At 45.8% G+C, this 20,749-nt stretch carries 22 protein-coding genes and 1 riboswitch; of the genes, 3 read left to right on the forward strand and 19 right to left on the reverse strand.

Annotation, left to right across the window (positions count from 1 at the left end):
* Nucleotides 1-39: 39 nt before the first annotated feature.
* Nucleotides 40-1,230 (reverse strand): methionine adenosyltransferase, encoded by a 1,191-nt coding sequence (gene metK / locus C1710_RS00875; RefSeq protein ID WP_102279042.1) that lies wholly within the window; start codon nt 1,228-1,230, stop codon nt 40-42.
* Nucleotides 1,231-1,332: riboswitch (SMK box riboswitch) on the reverse strand.
* Between the two features lie 100 nt (nt 1,333-1,432).
* Here metK and C1710_RS00880 point away from each other — a divergent pair.
* A complete protein-coding gene (locus tag C1710_RS00880) occupies nt 1,433-2,158 on the forward strand; it encodes a hypothetical protein (protein WP_102279045.1) in 726 nt (241 codons plus the stop codon).
* 60 nt (nt 2,159-2,218) lie between these two features.
* Here C1710_RS00880 and C1710_RS00885 read toward each other — a convergent pair whose 3' ends face one another.
* From C1710_RS00885 to C1710_RS00910, 6 genes are all read right to left on the reverse strand, one after another.
* Complete coding sequence (locus tag C1710_RS00885; RefSeq protein WP_102279047.1) at nt 2,219-3,067, reverse strand: MetQ/NlpA family ABC transporter substrate-binding protein; 849 nt, start codon at nt 3,065-3,067, stop codon at nt 2,219-2,221.
* A 21-nt stretch (nt 3,068-3,088) separates the two neighbouring features.
* Nucleotides 3,089-3,769 (reverse strand): methionine ABC transporter permease, encoded by a 681-nt coding sequence (locus C1710_RS00890; RefSeq protein ID WP_102279050.1) that lies wholly within the window; start codon nt 3,767-3,769, stop codon nt 3,089-3,091.
* A gap of 19 nt (nt 3,770-3,788) precedes the next feature.
* A complete protein-coding gene (locus tag C1710_RS00895; protein ID WP_102279052.1) occupies nt 3,789-4,832 on the reverse strand; it encodes a methionine ABC transporter ATP-binding protein in 1,044 nt (347 codons plus the stop codon).
* 18 nt (nt 4,833-4,850) lie between these two features.
* Nucleotides 4,851-5,081 carry a hypothetical protein gene (locus tag C1710_RS00900; protein ID WP_102279054.1) on the reverse strand — a complete coding sequence of 77 codons (231 nt, stop codon included), beginning with the start codon at nt 5,079-5,081 and terminating at the stop codon, nt 4,851-4,853.
* Nucleotides 5,082-5,182: 101 nt separating this feature from the next.
* Nucleotides 5,183-5,743 (reverse strand): DNA-3-methyladenine glycosylase I, encoded by a 561-nt coding sequence (locus tag C1710_RS00905; RefSeq protein ID WP_102279056.1) that lies wholly within the window; start codon nt 5,741-5,743, stop codon nt 5,183-5,185.
* Entirely contained in the window at nt 5,743-7,173 is a 1,431-nt protein-coding gene (locus C1710_RS00910; protein ID WP_102279058.1) for an MFS transporter, read from the reverse strand. Before C1710_RS00910 ends, C1710_RS00905 begins: the two co-directional genes overlap by 1 nt.
* A 151-nt stretch (nt 7,174-7,324) precedes the next feature.
* Between C1710_RS00910 and C1710_RS00915 the strand changes: the two genes are divergently transcribed.
* A complete protein-coding gene (locus C1710_RS00915; protein ID WP_102279061.1) occupies nt 7,325-7,780 on the forward strand; it encodes a Fur family transcriptional regulator in 456 nt (151 codons plus the stop codon).
* Between the two features lie 33 nt (nt 7,781-7,813).
* Here C1710_RS00915 and C1710_RS00920 read toward each other — a convergent pair whose 3' ends face one another.
* Nucleotides 7,814-9,166: an amino acid permease gene (locus C1710_RS00920; protein ID WP_235857938.1), complete on the reverse strand. Its 1,353-nt coding sequence runs from the start codon at nt 9,164-9,166 to the stop codon at nt 7,814-7,816.
* A 152-nt stretch (nt 9,167-9,318) separates the two neighbouring features.
* On the opposite strand from C1710_RS00920, the gene C1710_RS00925 reads away from it, so the two are divergent.
* Nucleotides 9,319-9,528 carry a hypothetical protein gene (locus C1710_RS00925; protein ID WP_102279063.1) on the forward strand — a complete coding sequence of 70 codons (210 nt, stop codon included), beginning with the start codon at nt 9,319-9,321 and terminating at the stop codon, nt 9,526-9,528.
* A gap of 46 nt (nt 9,529-9,574) precedes the next feature.
* Here C1710_RS00925 and C1710_RS00930 read toward each other — a convergent pair whose 3' ends face one another.
* The 11 genes from C1710_RS00930 to C1710_RS00980 form a co-directional block, all read right to left on the reverse strand.
* Nucleotides 9,575-10,561: an amidohydrolase family protein gene (locus C1710_RS00930; RefSeq protein ID WP_102279065.1), complete on the reverse strand. Its 987-nt coding sequence runs from the start codon at nt 10,559-10,561 to the stop codon at nt 9,575-9,577.
* Nucleotides 10,562-10,659: 98 nt separating this feature from the next.
* Nucleotides 10,660-11,082 carry an Hsp20/alpha crystallin family protein gene (locus tag C1710_RS00935; RefSeq protein ID WP_102279067.1) on the reverse strand — a complete coding sequence of 141 codons (423 nt, stop codon included), beginning with the start codon at nt 11,080-11,082 and terminating at the stop codon, nt 10,660-10,662.
* Nucleotides 11,083-11,386: 304 nt separating this feature from the next.
* Nucleotides 11,387-12,232: an IS3 family transposase gene (locus tag C1710_RS00940; protein ID WP_102279070.1), complete on the reverse strand. Its 846-nt coding sequence runs from the start codon at nt 12,230-12,232 to the stop codon at nt 11,387-11,389.
* Entirely contained in the window at nt 12,229-12,843 is a 615-nt protein-coding gene (locus C1710_RS00945) for a helix-turn-helix domain-containing protein (protein WP_102279073.1), read from the reverse strand. The genes C1710_RS00940 and C1710_RS00945 overlap by 4 nt, the downstream gene beginning before the upstream one ends.
* Before the next feature lie 89 nt (nt 12,844-12,932).
* Complete coding sequence (locus C1710_RS00950) at nt 12,933-13,358, reverse strand: transposase family protein (protein WP_102279075.1); 426 nt, start codon at nt 13,356-13,358, stop codon at nt 12,933-12,935.
* A gap of 149 nt (nt 13,359-13,507) precedes the next feature.
* Entirely contained in the window at nt 13,508-14,173 is a 666-nt protein-coding gene (gene apf, locus C1710_RS00955; protein WP_102279078.1) for an aggregation-promoting factor, read from the reverse strand.
* A gap of 577 nt (nt 14,174-14,750) precedes the next feature.
* The gene (locus tag C1710_RS00960; RefSeq protein WP_102279080.1) at nt 14,751-15,608 is read right to left on the reverse strand and encodes a SufD family Fe-S cluster assembly protein; all 858 of its coding nucleotides are present in this window, start codon (nt 15,606-15,608) and stop codon (nt 14,751-14,753) included.
* A gap of 19 nt (nt 15,609-15,627) precedes the next feature.
* Nucleotides 15,628-16,218: an anaerobic ribonucleoside-triphosphate reductase activating protein gene (nrdG, locus tag C1710_RS00965; protein WP_102279082.1), complete on the reverse strand. Its 591-nt coding sequence runs from the start codon at nt 16,216-16,218 to the stop codon at nt 15,628-15,630.
* Between the two features lie 13 nt (nt 16,219-16,231).
* Nucleotides 16,232-18,463, reverse strand: coding sequence for an anaerobic ribonucleoside-triphosphate reductase (nrdD, locus tag C1710_RS00970; protein WP_102281694.1), 2,232 nt, complete (start codon nt 18,461-18,463; stop codon nt 16,232-16,234).
* Nucleotides 18,464-19,007: 544 nt separating this feature from the next.
* Nucleotides 19,008-19,694 (reverse strand): amino acid ABC transporter permease, encoded by a 687-nt coding sequence (locus C1710_RS00975; protein WP_102279084.1) that lies wholly within the window; start codon nt 19,692-19,694, stop codon nt 19,008-19,010.
* A 20-nt stretch (nt 19,695-19,714) separates the two neighbouring features.
* A complete protein-coding gene (locus C1710_RS00980; RefSeq protein ID WP_102279085.1) occupies nt 19,715-20,536 on the reverse strand; it encodes a transporter substrate-binding domain-containing protein in 822 nt (273 codons plus the stop codon).
* Nucleotides 20,537-20,749: the final 213 nt, after the last annotated feature.

Below are 20,749 nucleotides of genomic sequence, written 5' to 3' on the forward strand. Positions count from 1 at the left end.
CTAGCAACTTTTGAGAAAAAATTCAACTGCTAGAACTAACTAGCCCAGAATTTTCTTTAATTCTTCAACCTTGTCTAGCTGTTCCCATGGCAAGGAAATGTCGTCACGGCCAAAGTGACCATAAGCGGCAGTCTGCCGGTAGATTGGCCGTTTCAGATCCAGCATCTTAATAATTCCGGCAGGACGCAGGTCAAAGACCTTCCGAACAGCCGCAATCATTTCGGCCTCACTCTTTGTCCCGGTACCGTAAGTGTCAATCCGGATGGAAACCGGTTGAGCGACCCCGATAGCATAAGCAACTTGAATTTCGGCCTTCTTAGCGTAGCCAGCCGCTACCAGGTTCTTGGCGATGTAGCGGGCAGCATAACTAGCAGACCGGTCCACCTTTGTGGCGTCCTTGCCAGAGAAGGCCCCGCCACCATGGTGGGCAGCGCCACCATACGTGTCAACGATCACTTTCCGACCGGTTAACCCCGCGTCCCCCTGGGGGCCACCAATGACAAAGCGCCCCGTCGGGTTAATCAGGTAACGGGTCCGTTCATCGAGGAGTTCAGCCGGGATCACTTTTTTAATCAAATGTTCCTTAACATCTTTGTGCAGCTGCTCTTGAGAAACTTCTGGATCGTGCTGCGTACTGAGTACCACCGTGTCAACCCGTACTGGCTTATCATTATTGTCGTATTCGACCGTCACTTCAGCCTTGGCATCAGGACGCAGGTATGGCAATTCGCCACTCTTGCGCAGCTGGGCCTGTTTTTGCATTAAGTGGTGACTCAAAACCAGTGATAGTGGCATGTATTCTGGTGTTTCATCAGTGGCGTAACCAAACATCAACCCCTGGTCGCCAGCACCAATCTTATTCAATACATCATTGTCATTTTCATCACGACTTTCAAGAGCCGCGTCAACCCCCTGGGCAATATCCGGTGATTGTTCATCCAATGCCACCAGAACCGCACAGGTCTTGCCATCGAAACCGAACTTCGCATTAGTATAGCCCAGCGACAAGATCGTTTGCCGAACCACCTTTTGGACGTTAACGTGCGCCTTTGTCGAAACTTCCCCGAACACCAGGACGAGCCCGGTCGTTACTGAAGTTTCAATTGCACAACGCGAGTCAGGATCTTGTTCCAGCATTGCGTCTAACAGTGAATCAGAAATCTGGTCGGCAATCTTATCCGGGTGACCCTCAGAAACCGATTCCGAAGTAAACAAGTGTCGTTCTTTCATCTTTAATAATTCCCCCATTAATGCTGCATCAATTGCGTAGATAGTCGGTTACAAGGCATCTTCGTGGACACCCACGAATCCTATCGGGAATTTGCTTCATAACGATGAAAATATTATCACAATTCTATAATTAAACGCAACTTTATCGTGACTGTAACTGCTATAATAAGTCCTTAGAATACTAATAAGGAGCCCTCTTACTATGAATAAACTTGCCGCGCAGTGGCGGGCCATCAACTGGCCACTAATTATTCCCAACGTGATTGTCCAAATGATCTGCTGGTCATATGTTCCCCTCGCTTATGCCGTAGGAATTAGCACGACGTCATTCAAGATCCACCTCGCCCCGCTCTTTATTTACGAACTACTTGCCGCTTTTACCATTGTCATAATGTACGAGCACCATCTCCGCTCAGCACTCAATCTTCCCGTTTTGTTGGCAACGGTCATTTTTGCCTTCAGTGGTCTCTGGAATGGTAATGTACTGCTAGTGGCCCTCCTAGTCCTCTTTCCATTAACAATGCTGCTTATCCAGACCGGGATGTTAGATCGTCCAGCTGAAACAGGACTTATCGCCTACAGCCTCACCTTCTGCTTTAGTATTCCTATTGCGCTGGTTCGTTTAACCACCGGCTTTGTTGCCGCCTCCTACATCCAAGACTTACTCCCGTTATTTGCCATCGTCTTATTCTATCAAACTGTTCCATTTGTTAGTCATAACAACCACCGGATGCTCGACCAGGTGATCACTGGTATCTTTGCCATTGCCTGCCTCTGTCTCCGGTCCCTTAAACTACCAGTAATTGTCGCCGTCATTATCATCGTCGTCAGCTGGTTCATCATGCAGCAAAGAGACGATCTAGACAAACAAATGGCCCTCGTCTCCTTCACAGAAATGCTGGTAATCATCCTTACTTACTGGAGCTAAATTAACGGTTAACACAACAAAAGACGTTGCTTTTCGGCAACGTCTTTTGTTGTACATATATTACTTTTTACCAAACTTGTTCCATGCTGGTAGTTCAGCACCCTTGCTGGTTTGGTTGATAACCTTCTTGGTTGCTTCAGTTTGGTAAGCCTTAACAACCTTCTTGTAGGTTGGGTCGTTCTTCTTACTGCTCTTAGCAGCGATAACGTTAACGTACGGCTTAATCTGCTTGTTAAGCTTTTCCCGAATCAGGGCGTCCTTGGCAGGCTTCAGCCCAGCATCGGCAGCCACCCCTCCATTAATCACTGATGCTTCAACGGAACGCAGTGACCGGGCAGTTTGCGAGGCGTCAAGCGTCTTAATCTTCAGGTGCTTCTTGTTGGAAGTAATGTCACTTGCCGTTGGCGTGTTGCTGGAGTTGTTCTTAACCTTGATTAACCCCGCGCTCTGCAGCAAAAGAAGGGCCCGTCCTTCATTAGTGGCATCGTTAGGAATAGCAATCGTTGAGCCATTCTTAATCGCCTTAATTGACTTCACTTTCTTCGAGTAAACACCTAGTGGTGAAACGATCGTGTTACCAATGCTGACCAGGTGAGTGTGGTGTTCCTTGTTGTAGTTGTCAAGGAAAATCTTGGTCTGAAAGGCATTCAGGTCCAGATCCCCGTTAGCCAGCGCCTTGTTTGGCTGGTTGTAGTCGGAGAAGGTAACAATCTTCAGGTTAATTCCCTGCTTCTTTAGTCGTGAGGCAACGTTTTTCCAAACTGGCGTTTCATTAGAGCCGGTCAACCCAATCTTGACCGTCTTGTCAGCAGCATGGACAGGCTTTTGGTGAGCCAGGCTAACAGTGGTAGTCAAACCAACAACAGCAGCAATAGTGGCGGCACCTAATAATAACTTTTTAAACTTCATATGAATGATCCCCTCTCGAAATTAATGACTAAGTTTCTTGATGATTAAGTTACAAATCAATTGGCTAATCAAAACTAACAATAAAATCAGCAACGTTGCGACGACAGTAATATCATTTTCAAAACGGTTATAGCCCTGAGAAATAGCCAGGTCCCCAAGACCACCACCGCCGACCGCGCCGGCCATCGCCGTTAAACTGATCAGGCTGATGATTGTCAACGCCGATACCCGAACGATACTAATCAGACCCTCACGCAAGTAGACGCGGAAAATGATTCCCATCCGGCTAATCCCCATTGCTTGCGCTGCTTCAACCACTCCAGGATCAACTTCCAGCAGTGCCGTTTCGATTTGCCGACCGTAAAACGGAATCACACACACAACCAACGGGACCAACGCGGCCTTGGAACCGATAGTAGTACCGACAATGTGCTGGGTGACCGTTGCCAGCAGCGCCAGCAGGATAATGAACGGAATGGCCCGGACAATGTTGACTACCTTATCGAGTACCTGGAAAAAGGGTTTATTTTGGTAAAGTCCACCCGGCCGGGTCACTACCAGTAAGACACCGACCAAGAGGCCAATGATTCCAGCGACTAACGACGTCCATAGCGTCATGTACAGGGTCTGTCCCGTCGCCGTCACGAAGCTTTGCGGGTCTGCCGCAACGTTGGGTAAATACTTTGCGATAAAACTTGCCATGCTATCACTCTCCTTTCAGCTAGTGGCTACTATTTGCTAACGACAATTCAATGACGTGAACTCCCTGTTTCTTCAGGTAATCAATGCTGGACTGGCGCTTATCCTCATCACCACGGAGGCTAATGATCAAGTTGCCAAGTGGCACATCCTGAATCAGATCAACATTGCCGTAAAGAATGTTAGCAATCACGCCAAAGTTACTGAACAACGAGGCGATCAGCGGCTGATCAGTGTTAGTCCCGTTATAAGTTAACTGCAATAATTGTTCGTCAGCACCCAGGTGGAAATGATCGCTTTGCCGCAAGGTTGTCAACGCCTCATCAACGTGGCTAGCCACCCGGATGAATTCTTGAGTTAATTTCTCTTGCGGTTCGCTAAAGATCTGGACTGCCGAGCCTTTTTCAATCACCCGACCGTATTCCATCACCGCCACCTTGTTGCAAACCGCCTTGACAGCTTCCATCTGGTGGGTAATCAAGACGATCGTCAACCCCAGCTGCTTATTTAACTTTTTCAACAACCGTAAAATTTGTAAGGTGGTCTTCGGATCCAAGGCACTCGTTGCTTCATCACTAAGCAGGATTTGCGGATCATTGGCCAGGGCTCTGGCAATTGCTACCCGTTGTTTTTGTCCCCCGGACAACTGGCTTGGATAGCCCTTCGCCTTATCGCCTAAACCTACCAATTCAAGCAACTGGTTGACCTTTTCTTTAATTTCCCGCTTAGATTTGCCAGTGTGACGAAGTGGGAAGGCCACATTATCAAAAATTGTCAGGCTTTCCAACAGGTTAAAGTGCTGGAAAATCATCCCAATTTTGCGGCGGTGTTCGCGAAGCTCTTTTTCCGAGAGCGTAGTGAAATCCGTTCCGTTTACCAACACCTGACCGTCAGTCGGCTTTTGCAGGAGGTTAATGGTCCGTACAAGGGTACTTTTGCCAGCACCAGAATATCCGACAATGCCATAAATGTCTTGATCTTCAATTGTCAGGTTAACGTCCTTAACAGCTCGCACTTCTTTGCCGCTGTCATGGAATGTCACACTGACGTCCTTAAAATCAATCATCATCCAAACCTCTTTCGTTTATTTTCCAAAGAAAAACCCTGCTGTTTCATCTATTGAAACAACAGGGACGTTAATTGACGTGTTACCACCCATCTTCACTGTCTTCCTTTCGAAAAACAGCCTCAGCCAGTTCGCAACTACTGCAAACCGTTGAGCGATAATGGGCTCTCCCATGCGTGGCTTGCGACTGCTCGCCACACTGCCTGCTCCCAGACCATCTTCACCTTTCTCTCCCGTGCACTTTTTCATCAGCCGTGCTCTCTGTTAACGGTTTGTGAAAGATTACTCATCTGTTCTCAGCAAACTTTAATATTTGATTGATGCTATGATACCCAATCTTGAAAATGATGTCAACACTTTTTTTCATTTTCTTGGTGGCGAACACTAATCATTCCGGCAGCACACAAGAAGCTCATCGCGGTCACAGGACCGACCCCACTAAACCCATCTTGACGTAACTGCTGGCTAACCCTCGTCGAGAGGGCCGTTTTCGACGGTAAGTCTTCTCCTAATGCCACTGGTGATGGTTGTGGAACATTGTTCACCAGGTCCCAACAATATTCCGTAAAACTAGTCCCTCGTTGCATTTTAATCTTTTGGACTACCTGAGCATTATGGATAGTGGCCATTATTTTTCGCCTGTTGCGGATAATGGAACGATTGCTCATCAACCTTAAAAAATCATCGTGATCCATCGCTGCCACCCGACCTATCTGGAAATTGGCGAAGGCACGACGAAACGCCGCCCTTTTTTGCCAAACACCATTCCAACTAAGACCCGCTTGAAAGACTTCCAGTGAAAACAATTCAAATAACTGCTGATCACCGTATAGCGGAATGCCCCAGTAAGAGTCGTAGTAGTCTCTCATCTCATCATTTTGTTCTGCCCATGCAGGGCGTACTGTCGTCACTATTTCCTCTGGGACTCATCACGAAGCAATAGTGCCATCACCAAGCCAACGATTGCCACGACCACCATCATAATGAAAACCAAGTGGTAGCCATGCAGGTTAGCGGACAGTGACGACAGTCCACGCTGCTGAGCATTTTTCGCCGCGGTAGTCAGGACAATTGTTGCGACAGCAAGGCCAGTGGAGCCGAATACTTGGCGAATGGTTGTGATCACGGCTGTCCCGTGTGATACCAGTTCATCTGGTAATGAATTTGCACCCATTGTGACCGCTGGCATCATTACAAAGGCGTTACCACCTTCAATTACCATCGCACAGATAATCATCACAACGAGGTTTTGTGAACTAACAAGGACTGTTGCGCCAACCCAGCCGCAGATAATCATAATCATCCCCAATAACATCGTTGGCTTGTAGCCAAGTCGGTCAGCCAGCCACCCGGTGACCGGGTTAAGAAGACTAAGCAAGACTGCTCCAGGGACCAACGACATTCCTGAGGCAAATGGCGACAGTTTCAGGACACCCTGGTAATAAAGAGGAAAGATAATCGTGGTGACGATCAAGGCAACATAAGAAAGCGCCGTCAGCATAATTGCAAGGTCATAGTTAAAGGTTTTTAATACTCGTAATTCCAGCAGCGGCGTCTTGAGATGAAACTGACGAATCACAAACCACGCCAGCATCAGGGCACTCACCACTAAGATTACTGTGGTCGAGCCCCAGTCAACTTGTTGCTTGCCTACTTTGTTGATAACGTACATGATACCAATCAAGCCTAATGACAGGATAACAGATAACCAGTCCAGCTCGGTTTGGTGGCGTTCCATCACGTCACGAATGGCTCCCAGTGCACCAATTGCAAAGATCACCGTAATAATAATCATGAAGAAGATGAAAAGACTCTTCCAGGTAAAGAACTTGAGGACAATTCCAGAAACAATCGGGCCGACCGCTAAAGCTGATCCCATCACCAGTCCGGCAATCCCCATCGTCAACCCCCGGTCTTTCTCAGGGGTGATGGTCAATAGGACGGACTGGTATGACGGGAAGAGGACACCAACTGCAAAGGCCTCCATCACCCGGCCGACCATCATGAACCAAAAACCATTAATTCCCCAGCTAGCGGGTGTCATGACGATCATTAACGAACCGACATCAAAGAGCACTAAATCCGCTAAATACAGCGTCCGAAAACTGATATTATTCAACAACCAGGGACTAATTGGCATGCTAACACACATGACAAGCATAAATCCCGTTGTCAGCCACTGGACAGTGGACGCTGGGATATGGAAGGCTTGCATCAGTGTGGGGTAAGCAGTCGATAGCGACGACTGGCTGATGGACATAGTAAAGGTACCAAGCAGCAGTGTGAGAATAAACCAAAAACGGCTATACTGGCGGCCATTTTGGTCAATACTTGTAGACATCAAATCAACCTCTATTCTTTCTTATCTGGACTCTTTTTTGCGACTTGATTATAAACGCTCCTCCCTAGAGGGTCAAGCCTTGGGAATTGCATTATTAACGAATCGTGCTACAATTAACTTAGTTTATAATAATTATAAGGGAGGTATTGTAATGGCTGAGAATGAATATCAATTGGCAATTGCTAGACTACGGGAAAACCATGTCCGGTTAACACCCCAGCGAAAAATAATCCTCCGCTACTTAATCAGTCACCATACCCACCCAACGGTTGAAATGATTTATGATGACCTCAAAAACGAGGTTGATAACATTAGCCTGGCCACTATTTATAACACACTCAAAGTACTGGTGGATTACAAACTGGTGATTGAGCTCAAAACTGGTGACGGGAGTGCGCACTACGACTACTTCGGTCGGCCGCACTTCCACGTCGTTTGCGATAACTGCGGTAAGATCACCGACGTCTTCGCTGAAGATTTTGCTAACCTCAACCGCCAATTACAAGATATTGCCAGGAAAAGCAGCGGCTACTTGATTACTCAAAGTGATATCGAGGTGCATGGTTTGTGCCCCGACTGCCAATATAAACTCGGGTTAAAAAGATAAAAAAACTGGTTATTTTTGACCAGTCTTTTTCATTTAAAGATTCTTTTTGGAAAGTGACACCAGTGTCAGCAATGCAATCACGGCTACGGAAACCAGTAGGGGCCAGAAAGTATCAGGGCTCAAGCAGAGGATGACTGCCACTGCGCCGAGAAAGATCAACACCAGCCAGTCAGTATATGGTGCCGCTGGCATTCCCACCGATTGCGGGTTCAACCGCCGGTATTTCAAGTGGGTACAGATCAACAAGCCCCAAATGAAGAGAAAGCTTGTTGTTGCCACACTGGAAACTAAAGTAAAGACGTTACTTGGCAGAAAGTAATTTAGTAGCGACGACAGCGCAATAATGGCTGCGGAAAAGATGATCGCCGTCGCGGGAACGTTGTGAGTGGAAAGTTGGCTAATCTTGCGGACCATCGGGCGCCGTGAATCGGCCGTTAATTCTGCCAGCATCCGCCCAGTGGTGTACAACGAACTGTTACATGATGAAGCCGCCGCCGTAATCACCACGAAGTTAATGATGCTGGCAGCACCGCGGATGCCAATATCATCAAACACGGTCACAAAAGGGCTGGCGCTCGGTGAGAGTTTTATCCAGGGGTAAATACACATAATAACCAACAGGGAACCAATATAAAACAAGAGGATCCGCAACGGAATACTGTTGATCGCCTTTGGCAGTACCTGGCGTGGATTTTCCGTTTCGGCCGCCGTCATCCCCACCATTTCAATGCCGGCAAAGGCGAAGACCACCATTTGAAACGACATCAAGAAGCCCTTGAAACCGCGGGGGAAGAAACCACCAAAGGCCACAAGGTTTTTCGGACTGGTAACATAACCAGCTGGCGACTTAAACTGCATAAACATCAAAACAATGCCAATGGCAATTAAGGACACAATGGCGACAATCTTAATCATCGCAAACCAGAACTCGACCTCCCCAAACGCGGAGACCGTGATCAAGTTGACACAAACCAGGATAATTAAAGTAATTAACCCTGGTACCCACTGCGGACAATGTGGCAACCATAACTGAATATAGAGGCCGATCGCCGTAATTTCTGCCATTGCAATCGTGATCCAGCATAGCCAATACACCCACCCGGCCACAAAACTGATCCGTTCACCCAAATATTCGCGGATGGGTTCAATAAACGAACGGTAGCCAAGGTTAGAAAGTAACAGTTCCCCCATCGCTCGCATCAGCAAAAAACACATCAGCCCAGTGACTAAGTAAGCCAACACAATTGACGGTCCCGCCACGTGAATGGATTTCCCTGCTCCCAAGAAGAGCCCGGTCCCGATAGTTCCACCGATGGCAATTAGCTGAACGTGGCGATTTTTCAGCCCCCGCTCCATTTTTTCTGGTTGCTGATTGGTCTCGTTCATAACACCATATCCTTTGTCATTTTCTCCTTATTGAATTCTCATTTTACCACAACTAGAAATCCTTTGTCGGAATGATCACAAAGATCAGCCAAAGGGAAGATCATTTCGATCACTCCCAAAGAAATCTGTTAAACTTATCTGGAGGTGAAAATATGATTTCAAATGAACAACGTGCCCACGAAATTGCGCTAGCGCTAATGGCCAAAAACGTCAAAAACGGCGACCCCATTCAGGCCTACCAAGTCTATATCAACTACCTGTTACCAATCCTCAAGCAAATCGACAAGGATTTTCCACGCGGCATTGCGGAACACCCGAATGGGACTACTAGTAAGCAATCACCAAAACCAGCTAATAACTAAAATCAGCTGCTAGCGAAAAACTAGCAGCTGTTTTTTTATTACTTAATCAGTCACCAAACTTATTCTGCACCGGATCCGTTGCCTCCGTCAGTACGGCAACATTCTTCTTTTTGAAATAGACCCGTTCCGCATTCTTGAACATGATGTCGGCCAACTCATCAGAAGTTAGCCAGTTACACTGTTGCAGCCAAGTAGTCAAGTGGTGATAAGAGTTAAAAGTTGCCGACCATGGCGAATCAGTCCCCCAGATGAGGTGCTGGCTACCCAAAATCTGCAGTGCCAGCTTGACATCCTTCTGACACCGCGGAAAAGTAAAACGCTCATCACCCTGTTCACCTTCAATATCTTGGATGGCGGAAAGGTCAGTGTAAACATTTGGCAACCCTTTCCACTGCTGAAAGGCATTAGCCAGACGGTCCAAATGATCACAGTTGGGAAAAGAAAGGTGGCAGACAACAAAGTCTAATTGCGAATAGGTCCGAGCCAAATTGGTAATTGCCTCCGGTTGGTAGCTGACCTGGTCAGAACTGCCATAGTCGACCACCACTACGCTCCCGGGAAAGTCTGATAAGTAATGAAAGATCTGTCCACACTCAGGAGTCAGGTCAAGACGAAATGCCTGATGGTAGCCATGAAGGCCACCACCTTGCGAGATTTCAAACTTCATCACCCGGACACCAAGCTGGCCAACATATCGTTTCACAATCGTCATGGCGTGGTCCATGAACGGATCGACGGAAAAGGAAGTCATAAAGCGGTGGGGATAATGTTTTGCCACCTGCCAAGAATAATAATTCTGGTAACCATTCAAACTTCCCTGAAGCAACACTGCCTTGTCAATTCCATTTTCATCCATAACCTTGAGAGCGGATTCAGCTAAGAACTGATCATCTCCCCACCCATCGGGGATGAGCTTAATCACCTGGCCGCTATCCCAAATTGCCCGACCATTACCCAGCGGCGTTAGTCGTCCCTGACCATTTAAACCTGCGAGACTGCGGACAAGGTGCAAGTGTGCATCAATTTTCTTCATTCTAATCCCTCCACAACGGTCATTATAATCTGTTGAAGAACACGAAAGAAGACCAGCACAAACTCAAGTGCTGGTCTTGTTTATTACTTGACGATTAATTAGTCAATCTCAATCCGGTTGCCCCCGTCACCATTTAAGGTCAGCTTTGGCAAAGTCAAGATCAAGACACCGTCCGTGTACTTAGCATTAACCTTATCAATGTCGACATCAGGCAAACGGTACTGCCGACTCAGTTGACCATAACTACGTTCACTGTGCAAAACGTTACCTTCCTTATCTGACTCATCCGCAAAGGTATCGCGGTGACCAGTAATCGTCAAAACATTGTTATTGTAACTGATGTGAATATCCTTCTTATTGAATCCAGGCATATCAACCTTGACCCGGTATTCCTTTTCTGTTTCTGCGATATCAGTCTTCATATAGTCTGGTGTTTCGTCAAAGAAGCTCGGGTTCGTCCAATTACGAACGTTCATCATATCATCAAAAAAGTTCTTCCGACGTTCAATATCATTAGCCATATTAATGCTTCCTTTCCGCTCAATGTGTTTACACTTATATCCTAACCTAATTGTGCAAGGGAGCAAGTCATTTTTAGCACTATTAGGGGTAGAGTGCTAAAAATCTCTTGACTATTCTTAACTAACCTTGTTAGACACTTACTGCGCCACAGTTTGCCAGATCCGTAATTTTTTCGTAGCTTTCTCAAGACCAGCCCAACTTTTTTACTTCATATGAACATTTTTTCATTACTGACTCAAAGAAAAAGCCATGGTCAACCGACGGTACTGTACCCTGTCAAGTTGACACATTAAATAATAAAAACTAGTTGGCCTTGCCGAAGCGATATTCTGCTGCGGTAAGGTCATTTCTTTTGCCTGAAATAAAGGAATGCGTAAAGTAATCGATACCTTCTGTCACCAGCTGTTCTAAGTCTTCAAACGTTTGTGGTTGTGGTGAGTGTGCTAACCAGATAGATTTAAAATCAGCCCACCAGTGCTCCATCACCGCATTATCAGCTGGTGTTCCTGGGGCTGAGTAACTATGTTGGCTGTTATTACTAGCCAAGTAGTGGTTGAATGCTTTGGAAGTATATGCTGCTCCGCGATCAGTGTGGATTAGCGGTGCCAGACCTCCGGCTTTCTGCTTGGCCATTTGAAATACTTTAATAGCCCCAGTACTCGTTTCTGTAGGCGTAATAATCCAACTAAGTGGGTATTGACCGTATAGATCCAGAACAACGTGTAGACGGACTTTGTACTTACGAATGTTGTAGGCAATTTCCGTCGTGTCCGTCACCCACACCTGATTTGCGGCAGCTTGTTCAAACTGGCGGTTCAGGGTATTCTGTGCTTCATAAGTTTCCTGCTCCTGCACACGTTTTCTCTTAGGCTGACGATAGTCCGCTTTAATACTGTGTTCCTTCATAATGCGCATGACGCGCTTCTTGTTAACTGTGTATGATAATCTTTCCCGCTTTATTAAACGGGTCATCTTGTCATAACCAACGCAGTGTTTATGTTGTGCTTCTAACTGTTTAACGAGCTTTAGAATTTCTTGATCTTGAATATCATGAACCGTCGGTTCATGGGTAAGCCACTTGTAGTAAGCCTGCCGACTTACCCCGGCTGCTTTAACTAGATCAGATACCTTATACCCACTTTGGCTCATTTCCTGAATCGCTTGATATCGTCCGGCCGTTCCACCTCCCGATTGTGTATTTCGACCAATTTTTTTGCGAAGGCAATCTGTACCTCCCGTTCCTTCGCTTTAGCTTTCAGCTGCCTTACTTCTTGTCGTAATCTTTCCACTTCATTGGTTGGTGTTTTGCCTTTATGGCGACCCCGGTTATCCTGAAGGGATTCCCAATCGTGAGTTCTTTGGTACTTTCGTACCCATGAATAGACCCGTTGATAGCTGACATTAAATTTTTCTGCCGCGGCTTGATAGTTATACTCGTGATCAATTGTCCATTGAGTAATTTGCCGTTTCTCCTCAAAAGTAACTTTTCGGCCCACTTTCCTAGCTCGCTTTCTTGTTGCGTAAGCAACACTTAATTGTCCACTATTGTACCGGACAATCCATTGATGTAGTTGGGAAAGACTACGAATTTGATATCTATTGAGAATTGCTTGGCCTGACAGGGTACCTGAAAGGTAAGCTTTAACGGCTAATCGCTTGGTTTGAAGTGTGTACCTGTGATTGTGTTCAGGGCGAATCAATCCAGCCAAACCAGCCGTTAAAAATTGTTTAATCCATCTGTTAAGGCTAGAGGTCCGCACCTGGTGATAATCCGCGTATACCCCGAGTGAGTAGTCTGAATCTTGGTAATTACTGAGTAACCTTAATTTTTCCGTCGTTGAATATGTTCCTATTCAAAACACCCCCTAGAGATGACACTTTTATTATTTAAAGTGTCAACCCTAAGGGGTATTGTACGGTCTTTGATAATGAATTGCTTCACGTTATTAGCAATCCGACAGCCGCGGCTAATGCCTTTAATCGTGGCGATTTTCGTCACGGTTTGCGGACATTTAGTGGACGGCTTACAGATATACTGCTGTTTTTTAATCATGAGAATGGTCTTTACACCAGCGACCGACAGGGCGGTAATGACTACTGGGCGATGACGAAAACCATTCTTCAACATCGGGCGTCCACAAACAGGACAACGACATTCACCAGTCTTGACCAAATGAATGATTTTGGTTTGGTCATCAATAGTCTCAGCCCCTTCTTTATCCAGCTGAAGCCCTGGGTCTTGGATTCCGGTTAAAAAGTTGATATCATTAGTCATGAGGATTAATTTCCTTTCTGGAGGACAATCACCACGATTTAGGCTTTGGGGTGATTGTCCGTTTTTTTTATTGTCATCATAAACGAAAAACGGTACCGATGGAAAATTCCATCAGTACCGAATAGTGTAGAACCTAAAAAGCTAGTGAATTAGTACCAGCCGTGTGACTGCCAGAATGCTTTGGCACCTGACCATGAACCGTAACGACTTGCGACGTATTGGTCAGCAACCCGTTCCTGGTTGGCAGCGGAGTAGTCCCCGTTCAGGTATGAAGCAGACAGTTGGTACTTACCAACGTACTGACCGTTGCGGGCACCGTAATTACCGCCAGATTCGCGGGCAGCAATCCACGCCTTAGCGGCTGCATCGTTACCAGCAACGTTGGAAGTGTATGAAGCGTAGTTGCTAGTCGTGGTTGCTGAAGCAGTAGCCGGTGCACTTTGTTGTACCGGTGCACTAGTATTAGCTGCCTGAGCACTTTGCTGTGCTTGAGAGTTATTGTTAGTGGTTTGATTTGCAGCTGGCAGGGTTGCGACTTGCTGTGCAGTTGCTGGCTTGATTTCACCATCATCCTTGATAACCAGCTTTTGGCCAACGTAGATTAAGTTCTTGTTGGCGATCTTGTTGTTAGCAGCCAAAGAGTCAACCATGTTCAGGTTGTGAGCATACTTGTAAGAAATACCGGAAAGCGTGTCGCCAGCCTGAACAGTGTAAATAGTGTCCGCGTTGGCAGTCGTAACAGTTGCGGCAGTTCCAAGTGCCATAGCACCAGCGATCGCTGCAGTCAGTTTGATTGCTTTCTTAGTAAACTTCATATTAATCAATTCATCCTTTACTTGTTTGATTCTTTTTCTTTTGTTCTCTTGCAACGGTTACTATAATACAGATCACAAATTACAACCGTTTTACTAACACTTGTCACCAAGAGCTTTTTTTGTAATATTTCGTCACAAGTCTGACGTACTGTGGGTAGACCGGCAAAAATGAAAATGGCGTGAGCCGCATCACAGCAGAGTTTTTGGCGGGCCTAAAAAATAACCAGTTTTCAATAAAGTTAACGTTAAAAAAACGGAGAAAAAGTTAAAATTTTTTCCTAAATCCTATAAGAGTACCTTTTTCTTTGTTTTTTGGCCTTATGTAACAACTTTTGTTACATTGAAACACGGCTAAAAAGAAAAGGGGTTGTGACATAATCCCTCTTATTCATACTAAAAGGTAACAGGCGGTACAACAATGGCCTCTAACGTTCCGGTAAAACCGAACGCTAGAGGCCTATTGTTGCTCGCTGGGGCGTGACTACGAAGTCATAAATGACTTCCGCGTTAGAACCGTTCAAAAACGAAATCATTCTGATTTCTGTTTCACGGTTTGTCACGCTCCCTTCGCGATTTATTATAATTCATCATCACCGACAAAAGTTTTACTTGCCACTAATTTACCACCTACTCCTGCCGCAAACTCCTGTTGTTGAGGCTGGTAAGGGGTAGCACGGCGGTGCTCATTGACGCCAACAATGAACCGTGCCATCCCGCTATCTGCCGGGTGGAGTGCCGTCAGCGTCGTTACACTGCCCTCTCCGTCTAGGTTGCTTTGCAAGTCAACGGTCAGTTGCTGTTTTGCTTGCGGTACCGCCATTATTCGCACTTGAGCGCCACGTGCCTGATAAACATGCATACCAAAACGAGTCAACGTCGTACTAGAAAGACTGCCGTTATATATATAGGAAACTGTAGAATCAGTCCCCACTAATAATTCAACCCCGCTAAACAATGGAATATTCGCCTTCCAGTTACGCTGGTCCTTAATTGTCAACTGGCAGTTACTTCCCACAATGATCAAAGTATGGTAATTAGCCGCCATCAAATCACCGGTTAAGACCACCGGAGAGTTAATTTGCTGGTTGTTTGGTAAATAGAGGAAACGTCCACCATTCAATAAGGCAAGGTGTAAGGCGTTCAGTTGACTTGCCTGCCATGAAATTCCTTTTTCCATCAGATTTTCTTGACACATGGCTGGATACTGTTTCACTGCATCCAGTAATGGCAAATCAATTAACTGATTACCAGATGCGGGTTCCTTTTCCGCCACCAAGTGCGTATCCAAACTCTTTTGCCAGGCAGCCGCTAGTGCCCGTTCTTCCGGGTTAGTCGAAAAATGCGCCAGCAGCGTTGCCGCTAACTGACGCTTTTTTCTGAGCCAGCCGGGTTGATTAGCGCAGGCTGCTTGGACACGTGAAACTAATTCATTCATTTCGCTGTCCTCTTCTTTATTAATGTTGCAGTTTATCCCAGATAACAACCTTGCCAGCCTTAAATGACTTTTGAACATCAATAATCCGCTGGTTGGAACTTCCCCGGAACTGAAGGGTCAGGTCCTTTTTGGCCAGCAAGAACCGACCGTCAACAAGGATATCCACCAAACTCAACAGTTCTTTTTTGTCATCCGAGTCCTTTAGCAACTCTTCCCAGGTGTAGCCAGACCATGACCAAATATCCTTTTGATGACCAAATTCCTTACGCACCCGTTTACACAGTTTCAGCAAAACAGGGGTATTTAAGAACGGTTCACCGCCAAGTAACGTCAGTCCTTGAACATAATCATGACTGAGATCTTCAATGATTTGGTCCTCTAATTCCTGGGTGTAGGGCTGCCCATAATGAAAGTTCTGTGCGGCCTTGTTATAGCAGCCAGGACAGTTAAAAAGGCAACCACTAACGTAAATACTGCAACGGACCCCCTCCCCGTCCACAAAGTTAAATGGTTTGTAGTCTGCAATATAACCAAGGGAATGATCTTTTGCCAGCCATTCCTTCGGCTTCGGGTTCTTTGGGAGCCGTACTGTTCGCTGTTTATCAGCCATCGATCTTCCCCCTTTAGTTTGCGTGACTGTGGTGCTGAATTCGAACGTCATCAGCCTGTTTGTCGCGTTCGAAACGAGCAACGTTAGCAATCATTTGGGAATCCATGTGCTTGACCCGGTGAATGATTTCTTCATGGCGGCCATGAACCATTGGCCGTTGCTGTGGGTTGCCGAGGTAGCCACAAGTCCGCTTAACAACGTCACAGGTTGCTGGGTCGCTGTTACCGCACTGTGGGCATTTAAAGCCACGGGCAGTTGCTTCAAACTCGCCCTTGTAGCCACACTTAAAGCACTGATCAATGCTGGTATTGGTTCCCAGGTAACCAACATGGTCATAAGCCCAGTCCCATACCGCCTCTAGTGCCTTCGGATTTTGCCGAAGGTTTGGATATTCACAGTAGTGGATAAAACCACCAGCAGCATCATACGGAAAGGCCTCTTCAAATTCCAGCTTTTCAAACGGAGTTGGGTGTTTACGAACATCGTAGTGGAAACTATTGGTGTAGTATTCCTTGTCCGTAATGTTTTCAATCCGGCCGAACTTTTTAATATCGTCCTGAGCAAAGGTATCAGTCAATGATTCAGCTGGCGTGGAATAAAGGCTAAAGTGGTAACCCTCTTCCTTTTCCCACTCAGCACACTTGTTGTGCATAGCGTGCGTAATTGACTTGGCGAAATCATGAGCTTCCTTATTATGCTCCCATTGCGGACCATAAAAAGTGGTGCAAACCTCGTAGAGTCCAATATAACCTAATGACACCGTTGCCCGCGAGTTCTTGAAGACTTCATCAACACTGTCGCCCTTCTTCAAACGCTTACCAAAGGCACCATACATGTAAAGGAGTGGCGCGTTTTCTGGCTTGGCCTGCTTGGTCCGCGCGATGCGGTAATCTAAGGCAATTTTGCAGATGTTCATCTTTTCATTGAAAATTTCCCAGAACAGCTGCTTATTACCCTTTGCTTCCAACGCAATCCGCGGCAGGTTGACCGTCACTACCCCCAGATTCATCCGGCCAGAGTTAACTTCCTTTCCTGTTTCAGGGTCAGTCCAACCCTGAAGGAAGGAACGACAGCCCATTGGCGCCTTAAAGCTGCCAGTGATATCTTTGATCTTGTCATACATTAACAGGTCAGGATACATCCGCTTGGTTGAGCATTCCAACGCTAACTGCTTAACATCGTAGTTCGGGTCAGTGGGGTTCAGGTTCAGACCGCGTTTCAGGGTAAAGACCAGCTTTGGGAAAATCGCGGTACGGTGCTCGCGACCAAGTCCCTTAATCCGGATCTTGAGAATCGACTTTTGAATTTCGCGGCAAATCCAGCTTGTTCCTAAACCAAAATTAATCGTCGTGAAAGGCGTTTGGCCCTGGCTCGAATAAAGGGTATTAATTTCATATTCCAATGCCTGCATGGCATCATAGATATCCTTCTTTGTCTTCGCTTTGGCAAAGGCCTCCCGTTTTTCAGGCACGATCCACTCTTCAGCGTCTTTCAAGTGCTTTTGATAATTCAGCTTAGCATATGGTTCCAGGACTTGATCAATCCGGTTACCAGTACAACCACCATATTGCAGTGAAGCGACGTTAGCAATAATCTGTGACATCTGGGCAGTCGCCGTCTGAATGGAATGTGGTGAAGATACCCAGGCATTACCAATCTTAAAACCGTGCTTAAACATCTCATCAAAGTCAATCAAGCAACAATTAGTTTCCGGTGTCACCGGTGAGTAATCCAGGTCGTGCCAATGAATGTCACCACGAAGGTGAGCCTTTGCCACAATATCTGGCAGCATCTTAAGTCCGATTGCCCGACTTACCATCCCAGCTTCCAAGTCGCGTTGGGTGTTGAAAACCTTTGAGTCCTTGTTAGCATTTTCGTGGACCACCCGGTCATTGCGGCCAAACAACTGCTTAACCTTCCGAGTAGCATCCGTTGCTTCAGCAAACTGCTGTTCCTCCATCTTGCGGTGGTCTAAGAAACTGGTTGCTAAGTCATCATGACCTGCTTGCCGCAGCCCATTAACCATCAAATCCGCAATTTCTGCAGCTGAGGTTTGCGTCTCCTTAGAAAGACGCTCATTAAGGAACTGTAAAACCTCTTGCTGTGTTTCAGCATCTGCGTGCAGGTTATTGAGTACCATTTCGATTTTATATGGGTAGAAAGCAGTAACGGTTCCGCCCCGTTTTTCAACCTTTAACCCTTTCAGGTCGTCAAGGCCCGTTTGAATGCTCGTCTGTACCTTCATCATCATTACCTCTCTACCTATTTAAATAAATTCAATATATTACTATATCTTGATCTAACAGCTAATATCTTAGCCTGGTTAGTAGCCCAGCACAAGATGTAGTGTTTATACACTTTTGTATCCACAATATCTTGGGATAAAGAAGGAGATTCATTTTCGTGGTGTTTTTTATCATTTGATTAGGTCACTTTATTACTACTCTCTTAGTCAATCTCGTCATCCCGCTATTTCCAAACAGCATCCTCGTGCAATGCACATTCCGTGTTTTTATCAATTGTCATCTGATAAGGAGAAATGAACTTTTTTTATACATGTTGCTTTACTCAGATGTATTGGCAAAACGTTATTATAGTGAGGTTTGTGGTGTTGATATGCCCTGGGATTATGCAGGATCTTATGTTTCACTACCAGTCATATAGCCGAAAACTATCTTTATCACGCCGGTTTTAACACAAAGCGTTACTATTATAAAACACCAAAAACGACAACGCCGGTGACGTTGTCGTTGACCAATGATTAATATGTTAACGGAGAGACTGCTCTTTTAACCAGCCACTGTGTACTTCTTGCTCATTTTGTTTTCCATGTAGTTAAGCAGGAGTGACAGGGCCTGGGTAATTACGAAATAGATTGCAGCAGCCACTAACAGAGGTGGAATAAAGTTGTACAACGTTCCCCCAACACCAAGTGCTTCGGCCGTCACTTCTTGGACACCAATATAGAACAGGACAGATGATTCCTTAATCAGGGTAATGAACTCGTTGCCCATTGCCGGCAACGTATTCCGCAAAGCCTGTGGGAGGATAATGGAGAACATTGTCTGCCGCTGACTCATTCCCAGAGAAAGACCAGCTTCTGTTTGCCCTGCTGGAATTGAGATAATCCCTGACCGGAAGATTTCCGAAGTGTACGCTCCTGAGTTAAGCCCCAGGGCCAACGCCCCAGGAATAATCCGATCAAGCCCTGATCCGAGTACTTGAACATCCGGAAGTGGCAATGTTTTCGACAGAAAGTAGTAAACTAGCATGACTTGAATCATGGAAGGCGTCCCCCGGACAATCGAAACATAAATCCGGGCAATCCATGAAACTGGCTTAACACTGGACATCCGCATCAGCGTCATCAATAAACCAACCAGGAAACCGATAATTACCCCAATAATGGAAATCAGCAATGTTTGCAGCGTCCCTTGTAGAAACATTGGCCAATAGTGACCGAGAAAATCAAACATATTAATCACCTTTTCTACTATTATTTACCGTACTTTTCTTGCTCTTGTTGAGCCTTCTTAAACATCTTGTCTAACTGACCAGTTTTCTGAAGGTGGGTAATTTCTTTATTAACCTTCTTCTTCAGCGCTGGTTCGTTCTTTGGAATAGCAATGTTGAGGTACTTGAGCGACTTTGGTACTGGCATATTGTACTTAGCCATTGCGTATTCGTTCGGGTACTTCTTAACGTATTGCTCAGCAACCGTTGTCGCAAGAATCACACCGTCCAGCTTGCCGGCTTTCAGGTCTGTTGTTAACCCGGTAGTCAAGCTTTCGGTCACAATGTGCGCATCCGTCTCACTCTTACCAAGCGTTTCCTGCGTAGACGACTGTTGAGCACCGAAGTTGGCACCCTTAGTATCTGCACGGTTGTTATACTTATTAGCGTCAGCCTTTTTTACCAGGATCTTTTCAGATTCAGTGTAGTAAGGCTTGGAGAAGTCAACCGCCTTTTCACGTTTCTTGGTCTTGGTCATCCCTGCCAGGACCAGGTCGACTTTGTGGTTTTGCAATTCACTAATCAGCGACGGAAATTCAATATTTTCAACCTTAAGCTTTACTCCCATGCTGTCAGCAATCTTTTGGGCAACCATAATATCATAACCCTTAATGACCTTCTTGCCATTTTGCATCACGGGGAATTCAAATGGTGCAAAGTCAGCTGATGTCCCAATCGTCAGAGTTCCCTTATCTTCAATCTTCTTAACACTATTATCTGCCGACTGCTTACCACACCCGGCTAAGCCGCCAGCAAGTAATGCAATTACTGCTAAACCGGCGAAGAGTTTTTTCTTTAGTTTCATTTTTCTTCCTCCCTGTCCCCTTTGGAACCTCCTGTTTTTGAATACGATTATGATAATACACAATTAATGCATTAAATGCAAGATCTTTTGCGCATTTTATGTATATTTATTTGTTTTAGTGTATATATAAGCTTTTGATTGTATAATTTTTGACTAACAGTGATCTTTACCACTGATCAGAGGCGCTAAACTACGAGGACATGTTTTTTGTAT

It is taken from the genome of [Lactobacillus] timonensis (genome assembly GCF_900240275.1).
GTDB lineage: Bacteria > Bacillota > Bacilli > Lactobacillales > Lactobacillaceae > Limosilactobacillus > Limosilactobacillus timonensis.